Genomic DNA, 18543 nt, shown 5'->3' on the forward strand with positions numbered 1-18543 from the left:
ATGAACCTGCCCGAAATCCATGAATTCCTCGGCTGCCGCACCCCCGACGCCTGGGTCCAGGCCGCCCTGGCCGATCAGGACACCCTGCTGATCGACCACAAGAACTGCGAATTCAAAGCCGCCAGCACCGCCCTGAGCTTGATGGCCAAGTACCACGGCCATGTTGACCTGATCAATATGATGTCGCGCCTGGCCCGCGAAGAACTGGTGCACCACGAGCAAGTCATGCGCCTGATGAAAAAGCGCAAGGTCGAACTGCGCCAACTGCACGCGGGCCGCTATGCCTCGGGTTTGCGCAAGGTGGTGCGCAGCCATGAGCCGGTCAAGCTGGTGGACACCCTGGTAGTCGGCGCCTTTATCGAAGCACGCAGCTGCGAGCGTTTCGAAGCATTGGTGCCGCATTTGGACGAAGAGCTCGGCAAGTTCTACTTCGGTTTGCTCAAAAGCGAAGCCCGGCACTTCCAGGGTTACTTGAAGCTGGCCTACCAGTATGGCGACGCCAAGGACATCGCCCAGGTGATCGAGCGGGTGAGGGCGGCCGAGCAGGAGCTGATCGAATCACCCGACATCGAGTTCCGCTTTCACAGTGGCGTGCCAGCCTGAGGCCACCGCCACGCCGATCAAGGCGGTGATCCCGGCGAGCAGCAGGATCACCGTTTGCGTGCCCAACGGCGCTGCCAGCACGGCGATCATCAGGCCCGCCAACGGCTGCGGCAGGTTGTTGAGCAAGGTGATCACGCCTACCGTCTTGCCGAAATCCTGCACCGGGATCACTTTTTGACGGGTGCTGCGCAGGTACACGTTGAACATCTTGTCAAAGCCGGTCACCAGCAAAAAGCCCACGGCATACGCCCACACACCGGGGCTGACGGCGGTGATCAGCGCGCCGACTGCAATCATCGAATACGACAGCCCACCCATTACTTTCAACGGCAGTGATGAGCGTGCCAGGTAAAACAGAATCCCGATGGTGACCAGCGCGCCGGCGGCTTGCAGCAGGGCGTAGGCATCCTTGTCGGCGGCGTATTGGCCGGTAACCATGGCGGCCGAGGTGGCCAGTGTGACCCCGATAATCAGGTTCACGCCGACTGCCAGAATGATGATGCGCTTGAGTTCCACCAGGTTGCGGATGTGGCCAAACGCGGTGCGCAGCGGTTGCAGCCAGATACCCGGGGGCTGCCCATGGCTTTGCAGGCTCACCGTGGTGTTGCGCTGCCAGATCAGCATTGCCAGGTCAGCGAGAACAAACAGTGCGGCGATGGCCAGCACCACCCAGGGCCAGGCCCAAACCTGCAGCATCAGCGCTGCCAGCAACGGCCCGAGCACCAGGCCGCTCTGGTCGGCAATCTGCGAATAGGACAAGGTCTTGGCGTAGGTGTAATGCTGGAAGACATGCGGCATCACCACCTCCCGCGCCATGATGCCCTGAGTGGTCAATACCCCGCACAACGCGGACAGCATCACCAGCCAATGGATCCCGTCGAACAGCCTATACAGCGCCACCGCCACCACGCAGGCCAGCGCGCGATACACCTGGCTGATATGCAGAATGCGTACGGGTGAAAACCTGTCGCACAAGGCTCCGCACACCGGAAATGCCAGATAGCGCGGCAGCGATTCGACAAAAAACGCCAGGCCCGCCCACGACACACTTTGCGTGGTCTGGAACACGATCAGCGGCACGATGAACAGCAGGATCTGGTCGGCCAGCCGCGAGAGGAACAGCGAAACGAAGAACGCCAGGTAATCCTTGCGCATACAACTCCTTGTGAATGGCGTTAAAGATTGCAGGCTATTTGTTAAAAACTCTTAAAAGCATGAAGCTTCATCGGCTCGTACTGGCCAGCTGCTTCTGTGCGCCTGCTTGCCACCTATAATGCGCGCACTTCAATCTGCGTTTCTACACTGAGAACTTATGGAAAACCTGGGTCTGGGCAAGGTCCTGCTCGTTGAGGACGATGAAAAGCTGGCGGGGCTGATCGCGCAGTTCCTGTCGCAGCATGGTTTTGAGGTGCGTGTCGTGCACCGGGGCGATGAAGCCCTGGCAGCGTTCCTGGACTTCAAACCCAGGATTGTCGTGCTCGATTTGATGCTGCCAGGCCAGAGCGGGCTGCATGTTTGCCGCGAAATTCGCACTGTGTCAGACACGCCCATCGTGATCCTGACAGCCAAGGAAGACGATCTGGACCATATCCTGGGCCTTGAGTCCGGGGCTGACGATTACGTGATCAAGCCGATCAAGCCGCCAGTGCTGCTTGCGCGTTTGCGTGCGTTGCAGCGCCGCCAGGTGCCCGAGCCCGCGGCGCGGGGTGCCCTGGAGTTCGGCCGCTTGTCGATTGATCGCAGCTGCCGGGGCGTCAGCCTGGGCGGTCAGACCATCGACCTGACGACCATGGAGTTCGAGTTGCTGTGGTTACTGGCCAGCAGCTCGGGCAAGATCCTCTCGCGCGATGACATCCTCAACCGTATGCGTGGCATTGCCTTTGATGGCCTCAATCGCAGCGTTGACGTCTACATCAGCAAATTGCGCGGCAAGCTCAACGACAACCCACGCGAGCCGGTGTGCATCAAAACCATCTGGGGCAAGGGTTACCTGTTCAATCCGTTCGCGTGGGAGGTTTAGATGCTGCGCTTGTATCTGCGCCTCTATGTGATCCTCGCGCTCGGCCTGGCCGGGTCGGTCTGGCTGGTCAACTATGGCCTGGACGCGTACATGCCCGAGTCCAACGAGACCTATAACCGTGAAGCCTTGCGCGGCCCGGCGTGGGCCCTGGTGGAACAATTGCGACCGGTACAGGGAGAGGCGCGCCAGGCACGCCTGGCTGAGCTGCAACCGCATTATGGCTTGCGCCTGAAACTGGTGCAGCGCGACGCCCAGCACCTGAGCGAGCGCGAACAGAAACTCCTGGCGAGTGACCAAGTGGTGGTACGCGAGGATTTTATGAAGTTCCTGTCAGCGATTGACGGCGGCCCGCAATTACTGGAGATCCAGCTGCCGGAAGAACCCAAATGGCTGTATTTGTGGGCTTATGGCTTTCTGGGCGCAGGCCTGGCCATCGTCCTGTATTTCTGGGTACGCCCGCACTGGCGTGACCTGGAGCATATCCGCCTGGCGGCGCAACGTTTTGGTGACAATGACCTCGGCTCACGCATCCTGTTGCCAAGGCGTTCCACCGTGCGCGAACTGGCCGGGCACTTCAACCAGATGGCCGAGCGTATCGAGAGCCTGATCGCCAACCAGCGCGAACTCACCAACGCCGTATCTCATGAGCTACGCACGCCGATTGCGCGCTTGTCGTTTGAACTTGACCAACTGCGCCAGCAGATCGATCCAGGCCAAAGCAGCGAGTTGATTGCCGATATGTATGCCGACCTCGGCGAGCTGGAAGAAATGGTTTCCGAACTGTTGACCTACGCCAGCCTGGAGCGCGGTGCCACCCAGGTCACCCGCGAGAACATCGAAGCCCACAGCTGGCTCGACAGCGTGATCGGCAGTGTGGCCCTGGAGGCCGAAGCACAGGGGGTGCAGTTATCGCTGCGTACCTGTGAGGTCGACTTTATCCGCATCGAGCCACGCTTTATGGCGCGGGCGGTGATCAACCTGCTGCGTAACGCCATCCGTTATGCCGATCGCCGCGTGGAAGTGTCGCTGGTCAAGTTCGGCAACGGCTATGAAGTACGGGTCAATGACGATGGCCCAGGCGTGCCGCTGGAGGGTCGCACCAAGATCTTCGAACCCTTCCTGCGCCTCGACGCCAGCCGCGACCGCCGCACGGGAGGGTTTGGCTTGGGCCTGGCGTTGGTCAAGCGCGTCAGCCAGTGGCATGGAGGGCACGTGGAAGTGCTGGATTCGGAGTGGGGAGGGGCGTCGTTTCGGATGACCTGGGCGTATGCCGAGTAACACCTTTTGAATACCCCCCTCCCACATTTGGATTGGGTTACCAATTTGAATCAGAAGGTGTATTCCACCATCCCCATCACCGACGTCTGCAAGCGGCGCTCCACAATCGGGCTCTTGCCCGCTTTATCCGCCAGGTACTGCACATCCAGCAACGTCGAGAACTGTGTGTGCTCGCTGATTGGCAAGCTCCACGTAAGGTTCATGCCATTGCTGATATTGCCGCCGCTGGCCTTATATCCCTTGAAGCGGCTGCGCGCGGCTTGGCCGGTGGTCACGCCGTACCAGGTCTGCAGGTAGTCACGGTCACCAAAGTGGCTGTTGATGGCAGCATCGACGGAACCGAAGCGCCCCTCATACAGATTGGTACCCAAGCTCAACTCCACGTGGGTAAAAGCCTTGCCGGTGTCCTTGTGTTTATCTTCTTCAAGCGCATGTTCCAGGGTGGCACCGATGATCACGCCGCCGAGGTTGTAGGCGGCACTCACCCCCAGTTGCGGGCGTGATTTGATCTCGCCCATGCCTTTGAGGCGTTTGGAACCGGCATGCATGCTTTCGTTTTTATCCTTGCGCGAATCGCTTGCGCCAATGTATGCGCTGAAGCTCAAGGCATTGCCTTCGTAACCCCAGCCCAGGCCCGTATCAGTGTCGAGGAAGACGCCCCAAGGGCTGATGATTTTGCCGCCCAGCACAGGCGCCGTCATGCGTTCGTCGCTGCCACTGTAGCGGGGGGCGTTGGCTATGCCGGCCTTGAGGCTGTATTGCCAGTCTTCGGCAAGCGCCGTGTCGGCGGCGGCAAGCAGGCACAGTGAGGTCACTGACAGGCACAGGTTTTTTGCGTGCATCAGGTGTTTCTCCAGGTTAGAAATTCAAGGGTGTGTGGGGGGACTGGGTGCGTTTGAAGGAATAACCCGAAGCGCTCAGCCCGTTGACCTGGCGGCTGACGGTGTCGCCCAGGCCGTAGCCGGTGCCGGCGAGTACCGCGTGGGCGTTGTCGACCGGCAGCAGGATGTAGTCAGTCAGTGGCTCGTCGTGCAATTGGCCGCGGATCACCAGGAAGCCGTCTTCCAGGCGCACGCTGATACCGCTCAACGGTGCGTCGGGTTCATGGCTATTGAGTACCTGATAGGTGCCGATGGTGTCGGCCCAAGCCGTAGACAGGGTCGGCGGCTCGATGCGCTCACCGATGGCAATGCGTTGGCCGTGGCTGCGGGCCGTGAGCATCTGCCGGCCTTGTACCGTCACTACATCAAGCTGGATGCGACCCAGGTCGCCCAGGTCCTTGAGCCAAAAACCCAGGACCTTTTTCTGCGCACGCAGCCAGCCCTGGTCATCGCGTAGCAAGTCGAAGGTGTAGCCGGCCAGTTCGCCGGCCAGGCGCTCACGGTCATCCTTGATACGGAATATGCCCCAGGGGGTCGCGTAGAACCCTGCCAGGCGCTTGCGGTCGACGGCCGCTGGCACGTGGCGCAGTTTCAGACCGTGGCTGGGAGCCCGGCAGTCGTCGGCGCAGGCGCGCTCGCCGGTGTGTGCCTCAAGCATCAGGCGCAGGCTGTCGGTGGCCAACGACACCACCATCTCTTCGGCATTGCTGTCGTTGGCCATGATGATCACGGCCAGTTGCTGGTCCGGCAGCAGGGTCAACTGGGCGGCAAAATCATCGCCGCCGCCGCTGTGCTGGTAAGTACGCACCCCAGGGGTAATCGGCTCGTCACCGCATGGCGCCAGAAACCAGCCCAGGCCCATCTGGCAGTCAAAATCCAAGGCGTTGCCGGTGTTTTGCTGGGTGAACATTTGATCTATTGAAGCGCTGCCCAGCACGCGGTTGCCCTTGTAGGTGCCTTTGGCAAACAACATCTGCACGTAGTGACTCAGATCCTTGGGGCTGGCCCACAGGCCACCGGCGGCAAGGTCGCGTACCTGGGCGTCGGTGCTGGCGTTGCCGTCCTCATAACCCAGGGCGCGAAAGCTCAATTGCGCACCGGTGCCGAGGAAACTGGACTGGTTCATATGCAAGGGGGTCAAGAGGCTGCTTTGTAGCTGGGCTTCGAAGCTTTTGCCGCTGCTGCGCTCGATGGCGGCACCCACCAGCGAGTAGCCGAGGTTGGAATAGGCCACCTGAAAACCGGGCGGGCTGCTCAGCCATACGCCCGACACGCGCATCGGCATCTGCCCCATGGCATAGGTGCTGTGCAGGTCACGCAGGTGCTCACTGGGCAGGCCGGATTGATGGCTGAGCAAACGCCGTAACGTGATGGCGCGATCTGCTTCGGCCTGGTCGTCATGAAAGCGCGAGCGTACGTAAAACTCACGCAGGGTTTGCTGGATCGGTGCATCCAGTGCCAGGCGCTGTTGCTCCACCAACTGCAACGCCGCCGTGGCGGTGATCAGTTTGGAAATCCCCCCGGCGCGAAACGCCGTGTTGGGCGTCACCGGCACGCCCTGGGCCTTGTCGGCCAGGCCAAAGCCTCGGGCCCAGATCAACTCCTGGCCATTGACCAGGGCAATCGACAAGCCTGCCACATTTTCCCGGACCATCTCCCGGGGTATGCGGGTTTGCAGGTAACGGATGATCGCGCCGTAATCGCCTTTTTGAATCGGCGGCGGAGCAGGCGGTTGCGAGTGGCAACCGATACTGCTCAGCAGGCAACCCAATAGCGGAATACCGCGCAGTCTGCGAAACATCAAGAGCACCCGAATGATGATTTGGATGCTGGAATGCTAGGGCGGCGGGGGCTGAGAATCTTTGAGTGCTTTGTCGGGAAACTGTCAAAGACTGTTAACGGCCAACTGTAGGCGCGAGCTTGCTCGCGCCTACAAGATCAGGGCATCAATGTGGCGATCAGTGCCCGAATGGTCCCCGGCAATGCCTCCAGCTCGCGCACCAGAATGCTGCGCTCGCGAATCGCCCAAGGCTCGTCCAGCTTCACCGTCACCAACTGCATGGTGCGGCTGTGGCGCTGGGCGGCGGACTCGGGAATGATCCCGATGCCCACGCCGGCCTCGACCATCCGGCAGATCGCCTCGAAGCTCGACACCTGGATGCGCAGCGACAACTGCTTGCCCAGGCGCTCGACATGTTCGCGCAGGAAACTCAGCAGCGTGCTGCCTTCATGCAGGCCGATATGCTGGTAGGCGAGGGTTTGTTCGAGGGTGACCGAAGGCTGATCGGCCAAGGGATGCCCGACGGGCACCATCAGCACCAATTCATCCGTACTGAAATGCAGAACTTGCAAACCCGCCGCTTCCACGGGGCCGGCAATAATGCCCATGTCGCTGGTGCCATCGAGTACGCCGCGCACGATGTCCCGAGACAGGCGCTCCTGCAGGTCGACGGTCACGCCTGGGCGCTGGGACAAAAAGCCCGCCAGCACTTCCGGCAAGAACTCGGTGACCGCCGTGGTGTTGGCGAAGATGCGGATATGCCCGGCTGAATCCACGCCGTATTGGGTGAACTCGCTTTTCAGGTAATCCACCTGACGCATGATCAATCGCGCATGGTGCAACAGGCGTTCGCCCGCCGGGGTGATCTCCACGCCACGACTGTCGCGGTACAGCAGGCGAGTATCGAGCTGACCTTCCAGGGCCTTGATCCGCGCACTGGCGGCAGCCGGCGACAGAAACGCGCGCCTGGCGCCCTGGGTCAGGCTGGGGGATTCGGCGATATGGATAAACAGGCGCAGGTCGGCGAGATCAAAGTGCATGCAAGACTCCCGGTACAGGGTGGCGGCGTTCAGCATAACCGAACGCTGGTTTATTGAAATGCAAATTCTCAGAACGGGCAGTCCCTTGCATGATCGGCAGCAGACACCCACTGCCTGAGGATCTGCACCCGATGAGCGCCACTGATTGGATCGGCCGAAGCGAGACCGCCCACGACCACCTGAGCCATAACCTGCTCAAGCGCATCGCCGCCACGTTCGGTGAAGGGGTGCCTGCCGACGGTGCAGCCGTACCCGCATTGTGGCAATGGTGCTTTTTCCAGGACCCGCTGCCGGAGTCGGCCCTGGGCAGCGATGGCCACCCGGCGCGCGGCGGGTTCCTGCCACCGGCCGATAACCGTAATCGCATGTGGGCCGGTGGGCGTATCGAGTTTGTGCACCCGCTGCGGGCCGGCGAGGCGGCGACCCGCGTGTCTACCATCACTCAGGTCGAAGAAAAGACCGGTCGCACCGGTTCGCTGTTGTTTGTCACGGTGCGCCACGACTATTCCCAGGCCGGGCGCCTGGCGATCCGCGAGGAACAGGACATCGTCTATCGCGAGCCCACGCCGCCCAAACCCGGCAGCGGCGATGTTCTGGTTCGGGGCGAATGGACAGAAGCGGTGGAACCGACACCAACCCTGCTGTTCCGCTACAGCGCCGTGACCTTCAACGGCCACCGCATCCATTACGACTATCCCTATGTCACCGCCACTGAAGGCTACAGCGGCTTGGTGGTGCATGGCCCACTGATCGCCACCTTGAGCCTGCGTGCGTTCTGCCGGGCGCACCCTGAAGCCACGCTGCGCCGTTTCATCTATCGCGGCGTGCGCCCGTTGATTGCACCGCAGCCGTTTGAAGTAGGCGGGCGCATCAGCGCAACCGGCGTCGCAGAACTTTGGGCTGGCAACGCTGAAGGTCTGGCGCAGACCGCCCAGGTGCATTTCGAATAACCCAAGAACAACAGGCGGAGAGCCGCGCATGAACCCCAATGACAACGAAGAACTCAATGCTATCCGCGAAGGCGTGCGCGCCTTGTGCGCCGAGTTCGATACCGCCTACTGGCGCAAGATCGACGAAGACAAAGGCTTCCCCGAAGCCTTCGTCAAGGCCCTGACCGCTGCCGGCTGGCTGTCGGCAATGATCCCCGAAGAGTACGGCGGTTCCGGCCTGGGCCTGGCCGAAGCGTCGGTGATCCTCGAAGAGGTCAACCGTTGCGGCGGTAACTCCGGCACCGTGCATGGCCAGATGTACAACATGTTCACCCTGTTGCGTCACGGCAGCGCGGCGCAAAAGCGCTTCTACCTGCCCAAGCTCGCCAGCGGTGAACTGCGCTTGCAATCAATGGGCGTCACCGAGCCCACCACGGGCACTGACACCACCAAGATCAAGACCACCGCGATCAAACGCGGCGACAAGTACGTGATCAACGGTCAGAAAGTCTGGATCTCTCGAGTGCAGCATTCCGACCTGATGATCCTGCTGGCGCGCACTACGCCCCTGGCCGAGGTGAAGAAAAAGTCCGAAGGCATGTCGATCTTCCTGGTCGACCTGCGCGAGGCCATCGGTAACGGCCTGACCGTGCAGCCCATCGCCAATATGGTCAACCATGAGACCAACGAGCTGTTCTTCGACAACCTGGAACTGCCGGCCGACAGCCTCATTGGCGAAGAGGGCAAGGGCTTCAAATACATCCTCGATGGCCTCAATGCCGAGCGCACCCTGATCGCCGCCGAGTGCATCGGCGACGGCCGCTGGTTTATCGAAAAGGCCAGCGTCTATGCCCGCGACCGCGTGGTATTTGGCCGGCCCATCGGGCAGAACCAGGGCGTGCAATTCCCGATTGCCGAAGCGCATATCGAGATCGAAGCCGCCGACCTGATGCGCTGGCGTGCCTGCGAGGAATACGACAGCGGCAAGAACGCCGGGGCCAGCGCCAACATGGCCAAGTACCTGGCGGCCAAGGCGTCGTGGGAAGCAGCCAACGCTTGCCTGCAAACCCACGGTGGCTTTGGTTTTGCCTGCGAATACGACGTGGAACGCAAATTCCGCGAGACGCGCTTGTACCAGGTGGCGCCGATTTCCACCAACCTGATCCTGTCCTACGTGGCCGAGCATCTGCTCGAACTGCCACGCAGTTTCTGAGGGCCTGAGCATGCGTCATACCCAAGCCCTGTGCCAATTCCTCGCTGATCTGACCTACTCGCAGTTGCCCGAGCACGTACTGGATCGCATCGAGGAGCTGTATCTGGATTGGCTCGCCTCGGCGCTGGCCAGCCAGGGCGCACACCCGATTCCCCTGTTCGAGCGCTATGCGCAGACGATGGGGCCCGGCAGCGGCCCGGCCCAGGTGATCGTCAGCGGCGCCAGCAGCAGCGCGTATTTTGCGGCACTGGTCAACGCGGCATCGTCGCACCTGGTGGAGCAGGATGACCTGCACAACAGTTCGGTGCTGCACCCGGCCACGGTGGTGTTTCCCGCCGCGCTGGCGGCCGCCCAGGACCTGGGCAAATCGGGTCGCGATCTGTTGCTGGCTGCGGTGGCCGGTTATGAAGCCGGGATTCGCATCGGCGAGTTCCTGGGCCGCTCGCACTACCGCATCTTCCACACCACGGCCACCGTCGGCACCCTGGCGGCGGCGGTCGCCGTGGGCAAATTGCTCGACTTCAACCAGGAACAGTTCATCAACCTGCTCGGCAGTGCCGGCACTCAAGCGGCAGGGCTGTGGGAGTTCTTGCGCGATGCCGCCGACTCCAAGCAACTGCACACGGCCAAAGCCGCAGCGGATGGCTTGCTGGCGGCTTACCTGACAGCCGATGGATTGACCGGTGCGCGCAATATCCTTGAAGGCGATCAAGGCTTGGCGGCGGGCATGTCGAGTGATTCAGAACCGAGCAAGTTGTCGGCTGACTTGGGGAGCCGCTGGGCGCTGGTGGAAACTTCGTTCAAGTTCCACGCTTCCTGCCGCCACACCCATCCCGCTGCGGATGCGCTACTGGACGTGATGCAGCGTGAAGGCTTGAGCGCGGCGCAGATCTGCCGAGTGGAAACCCGCGTGCATCAAGGCGCAATCGATGTGCTTGGCCGGGTGACGGTGCCGGCCACCGTGCACCAGGCCAAATTCTCCATGGGCACCGTGCTTGGCCTGATCGCGGTGCATGGCAAAGCAGGGTTGCCCGAGTTCCATGAACTGGCGTTGACCGACCCTGCGGTCGCGGCCTTTCGCGACAAGGTCAGCATGACCCTCGATCCCGAGGTCGATAGCGCCTATCCGCAACGCTGGCTGGGCCGCGTCACCGTCACCACCACCGATGGCCGCACGCTGCACGGCGCCATCGACGAGCCCAAGGGCGACCCGGGCAACACCCTGAGCCGCGCCGAACTGGCGGATAAGTTCCAACGCCTGACTCACTTCAGCGGCGCCCGTACCTCCGCCCAGGCCAGTGGCCTGATCGAGCAGGTATGGAACCTGCGTAACACCGTGTCCATGGCCCATTGGCTTTGAGGAATTTGTCATGAGTAATCAACGACCGCTGGACGGCATCACGGTTGTCAGCCTGGAACACGCGATTGCCGCGCCATTCTGTACCCGCCAATTGGCCGATCTCGGCGCCCGCGTGATCAAGGTCGAGCGCCCCCGTGCCGGTGACTTTGCCCGGGGCTATGACGAACGCGTGCGCGGCCTGGCATCGCATTTCGTCTGGACCAACCGTTCAAAGGAAAGCCTGACCCTGGACCTGAAGCAGAACGAGGCGGGCGCCATCCTTGAAGCGCTGCTGGCCGATGCCGATGTGCTGGTGCAAAACCTTGCACCCGGCGCGGCGGCGCGCATGGGCTTGTCGTTCGAGGCACTGCATCAACGTTTTCCAAGGCTGATCGTCTGCGATATTTCCGGCTATGGCGAAGGCGGGCCCTACGAGAAAAAGAAAGCCTACGACCTGCTGATCCAGAGCGAAGGCGGCTTCCTGTCGGTGACTGGCGGCCCGGGTGATGAGCAGATGGCCAAGGCCGGTTGCTCCATCGCGGATATCTCCGCGGGCATGTACGCCTACAGCGGCATTCTTTCGGCGTTGCTGCTGCGGGGCACAACCGGCAAGGGCAGCCGTATCGATGTGAGCATGTTGGAAAGCCTGGTGGAGTGGATGGGCTACCCGATGTATTACGCCTTCGACGGCGCGCCGCCGCCCCCGCGTGCGGGCGCAGCACATTCGACGATTTACCCCTATGGGCCGTTTCCCACCGGTGATGGCGGCACGGTGATGCTCGGGTTGCAGAATGAGCGCGAGTGGGCGGCGTTCTGCGACAAGGTACTGCTCACTCCAGCGCTGGCGACGGACGAACGTTTCAGCGCCAACTTCAAGCGTTCGGCCAACCGCGAGGCGCTGCGCCAGATTATCGTGGACAGTTTTGCCCGGTTGGACGCCGAGGCGGTGATTCAGCGTCTGGAGGATGCGCAGATCGCCAGCGCGCGGGTCAACGATATGCAAGGCGTATGGGCCCACCCTCAACTCAAGGCCCGCGACAGCTGGCGTGAAGTCGACAGCCCGGCCGGGCCGTTGCCCTCGCTGCTGCCACCGGCGCGTAACGCTGCGTTTACTCCACGCATGGATGGCGTGCCGGCGCTGGGGCAACACAGCCAGGGCATTCTCGACCAGCTGGGTTATACCGGTGAAGCCATCGACAGCCTGCGTGCGCGCGGCGTTATCTGATCAGGAAGTGTGCGATGCCAAAGCCCTTAGTACGTTCAGCATTGTTTGTGCCGGGCAGCCGCCCGGAGCGGTTCGCCAAAGCCTTGGCCAGCGGCGCCGACGCAGTGATTGTGGATTTTGAAGACGCCGTGGAAGAGCCGCTCAAGCGCCAGGCCCGGGACAACCTCGGGATGTTCCTGCAGGCCCACCCCGAAGCCCGGGTGTGGGTGCGCATCAATGCGCCGGAACACGTCGAGCATTTTGAGGATGTAGCGTTCTGCAAGGCTCATGCAAATGTCGCGGGTGTGCTGCTACCCAAGGTCGAGAGCGCAGCCCAGGTCGCCGTAGTGGCGGCCACCGGCAAACCCATCTGGCCGATCATCGAAAGCGCTCGCGGCTTGTTGGCGGTGGCCGAGATTGCCCATGCCCCGCTGGTGGAGCGGCTGTCGTTCGGTGGCTTGGACCTGGCCCTGGATCTGAACCTGAGCAGCCATTCCCGCGCTGCTGAGTTCGCCCTCGACCAGGCGCGCCTGTCACTGATCGTGCATTCCCGCGCCGCCAACCTGGTGGCACCGCTGGACGGCGTACATCCGGCCATCGACGACCCTGAGGGCCTGCGCAGTTCGATCCGGCACGCCTATGAAATGGGCTTTGCCGGGGCGTTGTGTATCCATCCCAGGCAGGTTCCGGTGATTCACCAGGCGTTGGCGCCCAGCGCTGAAGAACTGGCCTGGGCCACGCGCGTGGTAGAGGCCGGTGCCCATGGGGCAGGGGCCTATCAGATTGATGGGCAGATGGTGGATGCGCCAGTGTTGCTGCGGGCACAAAGACTGCTGGCTGCCCAACCCTGACTGGATAAGCCCTCCCACAGGAGCTACATGTTCCTTGAGGTTGGTGTTCGGCCAGGCCGAACGCAGGTATCTAAAATTCGAAATTCTCAACACGCAGCACATCAGGCACCTTGCCTTACAACACAACAATAAGAAGGTGATTTCCCATGCTCAAGCTTTCTCGGGCGCTGCTGTGCGCCGCCACCTTGTTCGCCGCGGGCCTGGCCCAGGCGGCTGACCCGATTGTGATCAAGTTCGCCCACGTGGTGGCCGAGAACACGCCCAAAGGCCAGGGCGCGCTGCTGTTCAAGAAGCTCGCCGAAGAACGTCTGCCCGGCAAGGTCAAGGTCGAGGTGTACCCCAACTCGTCGCTGTTCGGCGATGGCAAGGAAATGGAAGCATTGTTGTTGGGTGACGTGCAGATGCTGGCGCCGTCCCTGGCCAAGTTCGAGCAGTACACCAAACAGGTGCAGATCTACGACCTGCCGTTCCTGTTCAACGACCTGGCTGCCGTCGACCGTTTCCAGGCCGCCCAGGGCAAGCAACTGCTGACTGCGATGCAGGACAAGAACATTCTCGGCCTGGCCTATTGGCACAACGGCCTCAAGCAACTCTCCGCCAACAAGGCCCTGCACGAACCCAAGGACGCCCGTGGTCTGAAGTTTCGCGTGCAAGCCTCCAGCGTGCTTGAAGAGCAGTTCAAGGCGATCCGCGCCAACCCGCGCAAGATGAGCTTTGCCGAGGTTTACCAGGGCTTGCAGACCGGCACCGTGAATGGCACTGAGAACACCTGGTCGAACTATGAAAGCCAGAAGGTCAACGAGGTGCAGAAGTATTTCACCGAGTCCAACCATGGCCTGATCGACTACATGGTGATCACCAACGCCAAGTTCTGGAACGGCCTGGCGCCGGATGTGCGCAGCACGCTGGAGCAGATCATGGCCGAAGTCACTGTCGAGGTGAACAAGCAGGCCGAAGCGCTGAACCAGTCGGCCAGGCAGAAGATCATCGATGCCAAGACCAGCGAGATCATCGAACTGACCCCCGAGCAACGCACGCTCTGGCGCGAAGCCATGCGCCCGGTGTGGCAGAAGTTCGAAGGCCAGATCGGGGCTGAGCTGATCAAGGCAGCGGACGCTTCCAACCAATAGTCCCAGGGCGTACTGAGGTCCAATGTGGGAGGCGGCTTGCTCCCGATAGCGGTGGATCAGAGACAGACCTGCAAGCTGACACACTGCTATCGGGAGCAAGCCCCCTCCCACATTTCGGGCAAGTTCCACCCTGGTATTTCATTTGCCTCGCGAGGTTTTGCCATGCAAACGCTAAGGCGCGTCTGGGAGCACCTGGAGGAAGGCTTTATTGCCTTCCTGCTGGCCGCCATGACCCTGGTGACATTCGTCTACGTCATGCTCAATAACATCTACACCCTGTTCTTTGCCCTGGCGGATAAATGGGCCTGGAGCAGTCATTTCTTCAATGCCCTGGGCGACACCACCATGACCTGGGCCCAGGACATGACCTGGAGCGTGGCGCTGACCAAGGCCATGTTCGGCTGGTTGATTTTCTTCGGCATTTCCTACGGTGTGCGCACTGCCGGCCATTTGGGCGTGGACGCGTTGGTCAGGTTGACCAAACGCCCGGTACAACGCTTGCTCGGGATGCTCGCCTGCCTGTGCTGCCTGGCCTACGCCGGCCTGTTCATGGTCGCCAGCTACAAGTGGGTGAGTGCGGTAATGACCGCGCATATCGGTGCCGAGGACCTTGACCAGTTCGGTATCGACGTCGGTGACATCGTGGTGATCGTGCCCATCGGGTTTGCCCTGGTATTGATTCGCTACCTGGAAATTTTCTACCGCATCTTTACCCACCGTCAGGTCGGGTTGGGATTGGCCGACGAGGCCGGAGAGGCCAGCAAGTTGGCCGGCAGCCATGAGGAGCGTCACTGATGGCCGTGCTCTGTCTGTTTCTGCTGTTGTTCGTGTTCATGTTTCTTGGCGTGCCGATTGCGATTTCCCTCGGGCTGTCCGGCGCGGTGTCGATCCTGATGTTCAGCCAGGACTCGGTGAGCTCCCTGGCGATCAAGTTGTTTGAAACCAGCGACGCCTATACCTTCCTGGCGATCCCGTTCTTCCTGCTGTCCGGTGCCTTTATGACCACCGGTGGCGTGGCTCAGCGGCTGATCGACTTTGCCAATGCCTGTGTCGGTCATATCCGTGGTGGTCTGGCGATTGCGGCGGTGCTGGCCTGTATGTTGTTTGCCGCGCTGTCCGGCTCGTCACCGGCCACGGTGGCGGCGGTGGGCTCGATTGCCGTGGCAGGCATGGTGCGTTCCGGTTATCCGAAGGAGTTTGGTGCGGGGATCATCTGCAACGCCGGGACCTTGGGTATCCTGATTCCGCCTTCGATTGTGATGGTGGTGTATTCGGCGGCGACCGAAACCTCAGTGGGCAAGCTGTTCATGGCTGGGGTGATCCCGGGACTGTTGCTGGGCCTGATGTTGATGATCGCGATCTACATCGTCGCGCGTATCAAGAAGCTACCCGCGCAACCACGGGCGACGTTCCGCGAGTGGCTCAGTTGCGCACGCCGAGCGTTCTGGGGCCTGTTGCTGTTGGTGATCATCCTCGGCGGCATCTACAGCGGCATGTTCACCCCCACCGAAGCGGCGGCGGTGGCGGCGGTGTATTCGGCGTTTGTGGCGCTGTTCATCTACAAGGACATGAAGCTGCGCGATTGCCCCAAGGTGCTGCTGGAATCCGGGCGGCTGTCGATCATGCTGATGTTCATCATCGCCAACGCCATGCTGTTTGCCCATGTGCTGACCACTGAGCAGATCCCCCAGGAAATCACTGCGTGGGTGATCTCCGAAGGGCTGACACCGATTGGTTTTCTGATCATGGTCAACGTGGTGTTGCTGATTGCAGGCAGCTTCATGGAGCCTTCGGCCATTGTGTTGATCCTGGCGCCGATCTTCTTCCCGATCGCGATGAAGCTCGGGATTGACCCGATTCACCTGGGGATCGTGATGGTGGTGAATATGGAAATCGGCCTGGTTCATCCGCCGGTGGGACTGAACCTGTTCGTGACCTCGGCGGTGACCGGGCTGACATTGGGACAGACCATTCGCGCGGCGATGCCATGGCTGATGATTTTGCTGGTGTTCCTGATCATGGTGACTTACTTGCCGTTCATTTCCCTTGCGCTTCCGCATTGGCTGGGTATGTAAGGTGGGGGGGATTTCCCCCTCCCACATTTGTTGATTGTTTCGGCCTTACTGAGCCATCGCACTCAAGATCGCATGGGCCACTTTTACCCGCTCGGCATTCGGGTAGTTCTTGTTGGCCAGAATCACCACGCCCATATCCTTGCTCGGCACATACGCCACATACGCACCAAAGCCACCGGTAGAGCCGGTCTTGTTGTACAGCACGTTGGCCGGCTGGGCCTGGGCCGGGTTGAGCCAGGTGACCTTGTGCGGCTCCATTGCCATCGGTGTTGAGTTACCGTCGATCAACGCTTGCAGGGTGATGGGGTAGGGGTAGCGCTCCCAGCCCAGGCCCTGGGTCATGCCGTTCACGGTGTAGTAGCCAGCGTGGGTGGCGGCGATGGCCTGTTGCACGGGCTGTTCCAGGGTTTGCGGGTGCATGTTCGCAATGACATAGCGGGCGAGGTCCTGGCTGGTGGTCTTGAGCCCGTAGGCTTCACTGTCCAGGGCGCCGGGGCTGACGCGCACAGGTTTTTGCTGCTTGTCATAGCCTTGGGCATATTGGCTGGCTTTGTCAGTGCGCACGTTGACATAGGTGTTGGTCAACCCTAGCTTGGGCAGCAGCGTCTTCTCCATGGCAACGTTGAACGGCTGGCCCAGGCTTTGCGCGGTCAGGTAGCCGAACAGGCCGATGCTGGGGTTGGAGTACAAGCGTTGTTTACCCGCAGCGTAAGTGGGCTTCCAATGCTGGAAGTAGCCCAGCATGGTCGATGCACTGTCGGCTGCATCCGGAAATTGCAGCGGCAGGCCGCCAGGGGTATAGGTCGCCAGTTGCAGCAGGCTGATGCGATCGAACGCGCTGCCGGCCAGGGACGGCAAGTACTGGCTGGCTGTGTCCGACAGTTTGAGCTTGCCGATGGCCTGGGCATAACCACCAAGGGTGGCGGTGAAGGTTTTGCTCACCGAGCCAATTTCGAACAGCGTGTTTTGAGTGACCGCGGCCTGGGTGTCCTTGGCGGCTACGCCGTAATTAAAGTATTGCACCTTGCCCTGGTTCACCACCGCGACCGCAAGGCCGGGGATGCCTTGCTGTTGCATCAAGGGTTTGATGTTGCTGTCCACGACCTGGCGCATATCGGTGGCGGCCATACAGCCGCCGGATACGAGCAGCAAAGCTGAAACCAGGTACTTTGGCTGATATTTCATGGTGATTCGCTTCCATGTAAAGGTGGCAATGATGATCAGAGCCTGCGCAGGCGTGGCAAATCTAGGTGGATTTTATACCCGGAGCAAACGATGATATCTCGCACCAGCCATTAGAAAAATTGGGGTAAGCCTTGTTGCGTTCCCATCTGCCCCTCAATGCCCTGCGCGCTTTTGAAGCCTCGGCGCGCCATTTGAGCTTTACCCGCGCGGCCATCGAGCTATGCGTGACCCAAGCCGCAGTCAGCCATCAAGTCAAAAGCCTCGAAGCGCAGCTCAATGTCACGCTGTTCAAGCGCCTGCCACGCGGCCTGATGCTCACTCGCGAAGGCGAAACCCTGCTGCCGGTGTTGCGGGAAGCCTTCGACCGCATTGCCCACACCCTGGGCCAGTTCGAGGGCGGTCACTACCGCGAGGTGCTGACAGTGGGCGCGGTCGGCACCTTCGCCGTGGGCTGGCTATTGCCTCGTTTGGCGGATTTCCACAGCCGCTATCCGTTTATTGATTTGCGCCTGTCCACCCACAACAACCGCGTTGATGTCGCTGCCGAGGGCCTGGATTACGCCATTCGGTTTGGCGCAGGCGCCTGGCATGGCACCGAGGCCTGCCCTCTGCTGGAAGCACCGCTGACGGTGTTGTGTGTGCCGCAGATTGCCGAGCAATTGCACAGCCCGGCCGACGTGTTGAAGCACACCTTGCTGCGCTCTTACCGGGCCGATGAGTGGAGCCTTTGGTTGCAGGCTGCCGGGTTGCCGGCAGACACCCTGGTGCCGCGCAGTATTGTGTTCGACTCGTCGCTGGCGATGATGGAGGCCGCCCTGCAAGGCAGCGGTGTGGCCCTGGCGCCAGCGTTGATGTTTTCACGCCAGTTGGAAAGCGATGTGATCCGCCAGCCGTTCGATGTGGGGATCACGACCGGCAGTTATTGGTTGACCCGTTTGCAATCGCGGGCTGAGACGCCGGCGATGTTGGCCTTCAAGGGGTGGTTGCAGACGTGCATTGGATAAGAATGTGGGAG

At 61.3% G+C, this 18543-nt stretch carries 17 protein-coding genes; 12 read left to right on the forward strand and 5 right to left on the reverse strand.

Going from position 1 to position 18543, the window contains the following annotated elements:
- The gene (gene miaE, locus IH404_RS13135) at window positions 1-603 is read left to right on the forward strand and encodes a tRNA isopentenyl-2-thiomethyl-A-37 hydroxylase MiaE (protein ID WP_005787889.1); all 603 of its coding nucleotides are present in this window, start codon (window positions 1-3) and stop codon (window positions 601-603) included.
- Here the strand turns inward: miaE and IH404_RS13140 are convergent.
- Window positions 559-1758 carry an MFS transporter gene (locus IH404_RS13140; protein WP_194440579.1) on the reverse strand — a complete coding sequence of 400 codons (1200 nt, stop codon included), beginning with the start codon at window positions 1756-1758 and terminating at the stop codon, window positions 559-561. The two genes, miaE and IH404_RS13140, sit on opposite strands and share 45 nt — an antisense overlap.
- Before the next feature lie 157 nt (window positions 1759-1915).
- On the opposite strand from IH404_RS13140, the gene IH404_RS13145 reads away from it, so the two are divergent.
- Window positions 1916-2623: a response regulator gene (locus IH404_RS13145; protein ID WP_194440580.1), complete on the forward strand. Its 708-nt coding sequence runs from the start codon at window positions 1916-1918 to the stop codon at window positions 2621-2623.
- Window positions 2624-3901: an ATP-binding protein gene (locus tag IH404_RS13150; RefSeq protein ID WP_194440581.1), complete on the forward strand. Its 1278-nt coding sequence runs from the start codon at window positions 2624-2626 to the stop codon at window positions 3899-3901.
- 50 nt (window positions 3902-3951) lie between these two features.
- On the opposite strand, the gene IH404_RS13155 is transcribed toward IH404_RS13150, so the two are convergent.
- From IH404_RS13155 to IH404_RS13165, 3 genes are all read right to left on the reverse strand, one after another.
- Window positions 3952-4743, reverse strand: coding sequence for a MipA/OmpV family protein (locus tag IH404_RS13155; protein ID WP_194440582.1), 792 nt, complete (start codon window positions 4741-4743; stop codon window positions 3952-3954).
- A 16-nt stretch (window positions 4744-4759) separates the two neighbouring features.
- The gene (locus IH404_RS13160) at window positions 4760-6583 is read right to left on the reverse strand and encodes a serine hydrolase domain-containing protein (protein WP_194440583.1); all 1824 of its coding nucleotides are present in this window, start codon (window positions 6581-6583) and stop codon (window positions 4760-4762) included.
- Window positions 6584-6720: 137 nt separating this feature from the next.
- The gene (locus tag IH404_RS13165) at window positions 6721-7602 is read right to left on the reverse strand and encodes a LysR family transcriptional regulator (protein ID WP_005787897.1); all 882 of its coding nucleotides are present in this window, start codon (window positions 7600-7602) and stop codon (window positions 6721-6723) included.
- 131 nt (window positions 7603-7733) lie between these two features.
- On the opposite strand from IH404_RS13165, the gene IH404_RS13170 reads away from it, so the two are divergent.
- The 8 genes from IH404_RS13170 to dctM all read left to right on the forward strand — a co-directional run bounded on the left by IH404_RS13170 (window position 7734) and on the right by dctM (window position 16343).
- Complete coding sequence (locus IH404_RS13170) at window positions 7734-8552, forward strand: MaoC family dehydratase N-terminal domain-containing protein (protein WP_005787900.1); 819 nt, start codon at window positions 7734-7736, stop codon at window positions 8550-8552.
- A gap of 28 nt (window positions 8553-8580) precedes the next feature.
- Window positions 8581-9744: an acyl-CoA dehydrogenase family protein gene (locus tag IH404_RS13175; RefSeq protein WP_194440584.1), complete on the forward strand. Its 1164-nt coding sequence runs from the start codon at window positions 8581-8583 to the stop codon at window positions 9742-9744.
- A 10-nt stretch (window positions 9745-9754) separates the two neighbouring features.
- On the forward strand, window positions 9755-11104 hold the full coding sequence (locus IH404_RS13180) for an MmgE/PrpD family protein (RefSeq protein ID WP_194440585.1): 1350 nt from the start codon (window positions 9755-9757) through the stop codon (window positions 11102-11104).
- 10 nt (window positions 11105-11114) lie between these two features.
- Entirely contained in the window at window positions 11115-12308 is a 1194-nt protein-coding gene (locus tag IH404_RS13185) for a CaiB/BaiF CoA-transferase family protein (RefSeq protein ID WP_194440586.1), read from the forward strand.
- A 14-nt stretch (window positions 12309-12322) separates the two neighbouring features.
- Window positions 12323-13138 (forward strand): CoA ester lyase, encoded by an 816-nt coding sequence (locus IH404_RS13190; protein ID WP_122732260.1) that lies wholly within the window; start codon window positions 12323-12325, stop codon window positions 13136-13138.
- Between the two features lie 146 nt (window positions 13139-13284).
- Complete coding sequence (locus IH404_RS13195) at window positions 13285-14268, forward strand: TRAP transporter substrate-binding protein (RefSeq protein WP_005787905.1); 984 nt, start codon at window positions 13285-13287, stop codon at window positions 14266-14268.
- 162 nt (window positions 14269-14430) lie between these two features.
- A complete protein-coding gene (locus IH404_RS13200; RefSeq protein ID WP_005787907.1) occupies window positions 14431-15063 on the forward strand; it encodes a TRAP transporter small permease in 633 nt (210 codons plus the stop codon).
- Complete coding sequence (gene dctM, locus IH404_RS13205) at window positions 15063-16343, forward strand: C4-dicarboxylate TRAP transporter large permease protein DctM (protein WP_124400844.1); 1281 nt, start codon at window positions 15063-15065, stop codon at window positions 16341-16343. Before IH404_RS13200 ends, dctM begins: the two co-directional genes overlap by 1 nt.
- A 45-nt stretch (window positions 16344-16388) precedes the next feature.
- Here dctM and ampC read toward each other — a convergent pair whose 3' ends face one another.
- Window positions 16389-17528 (reverse strand): class C beta-lactamase, encoded by a 1140-nt coding sequence (ampC, locus tag IH404_RS13210; protein WP_194440587.1) that lies wholly within the window; start codon window positions 17526-17528, stop codon window positions 16389-16391.
- A gap of 131 nt (window positions 17529-17659) precedes the next feature.
- Here ampC and IH404_RS13215 point away from each other — a divergent pair, with 131 nt between their 5' ends.
- A complete protein-coding gene (locus IH404_RS13215) occupies window positions 17660-18532 on the forward strand; it encodes a LysR family transcriptional regulator (RefSeq protein WP_194440588.1) in 873 nt (290 codons plus the stop codon).
- Window positions 18533-18543 lie beyond the last annotated feature (11 nt).

The organism is Pseudomonas sp. OST1909 (assembly GCF_015277575.1).
Taxonomy (GTDB): domain Bacteria; phylum Pseudomonadota; class Gammaproteobacteria; order Pseudomonadales; family Pseudomonadaceae; genus Aquipseudomonas; species Aquipseudomonas synxantha_A.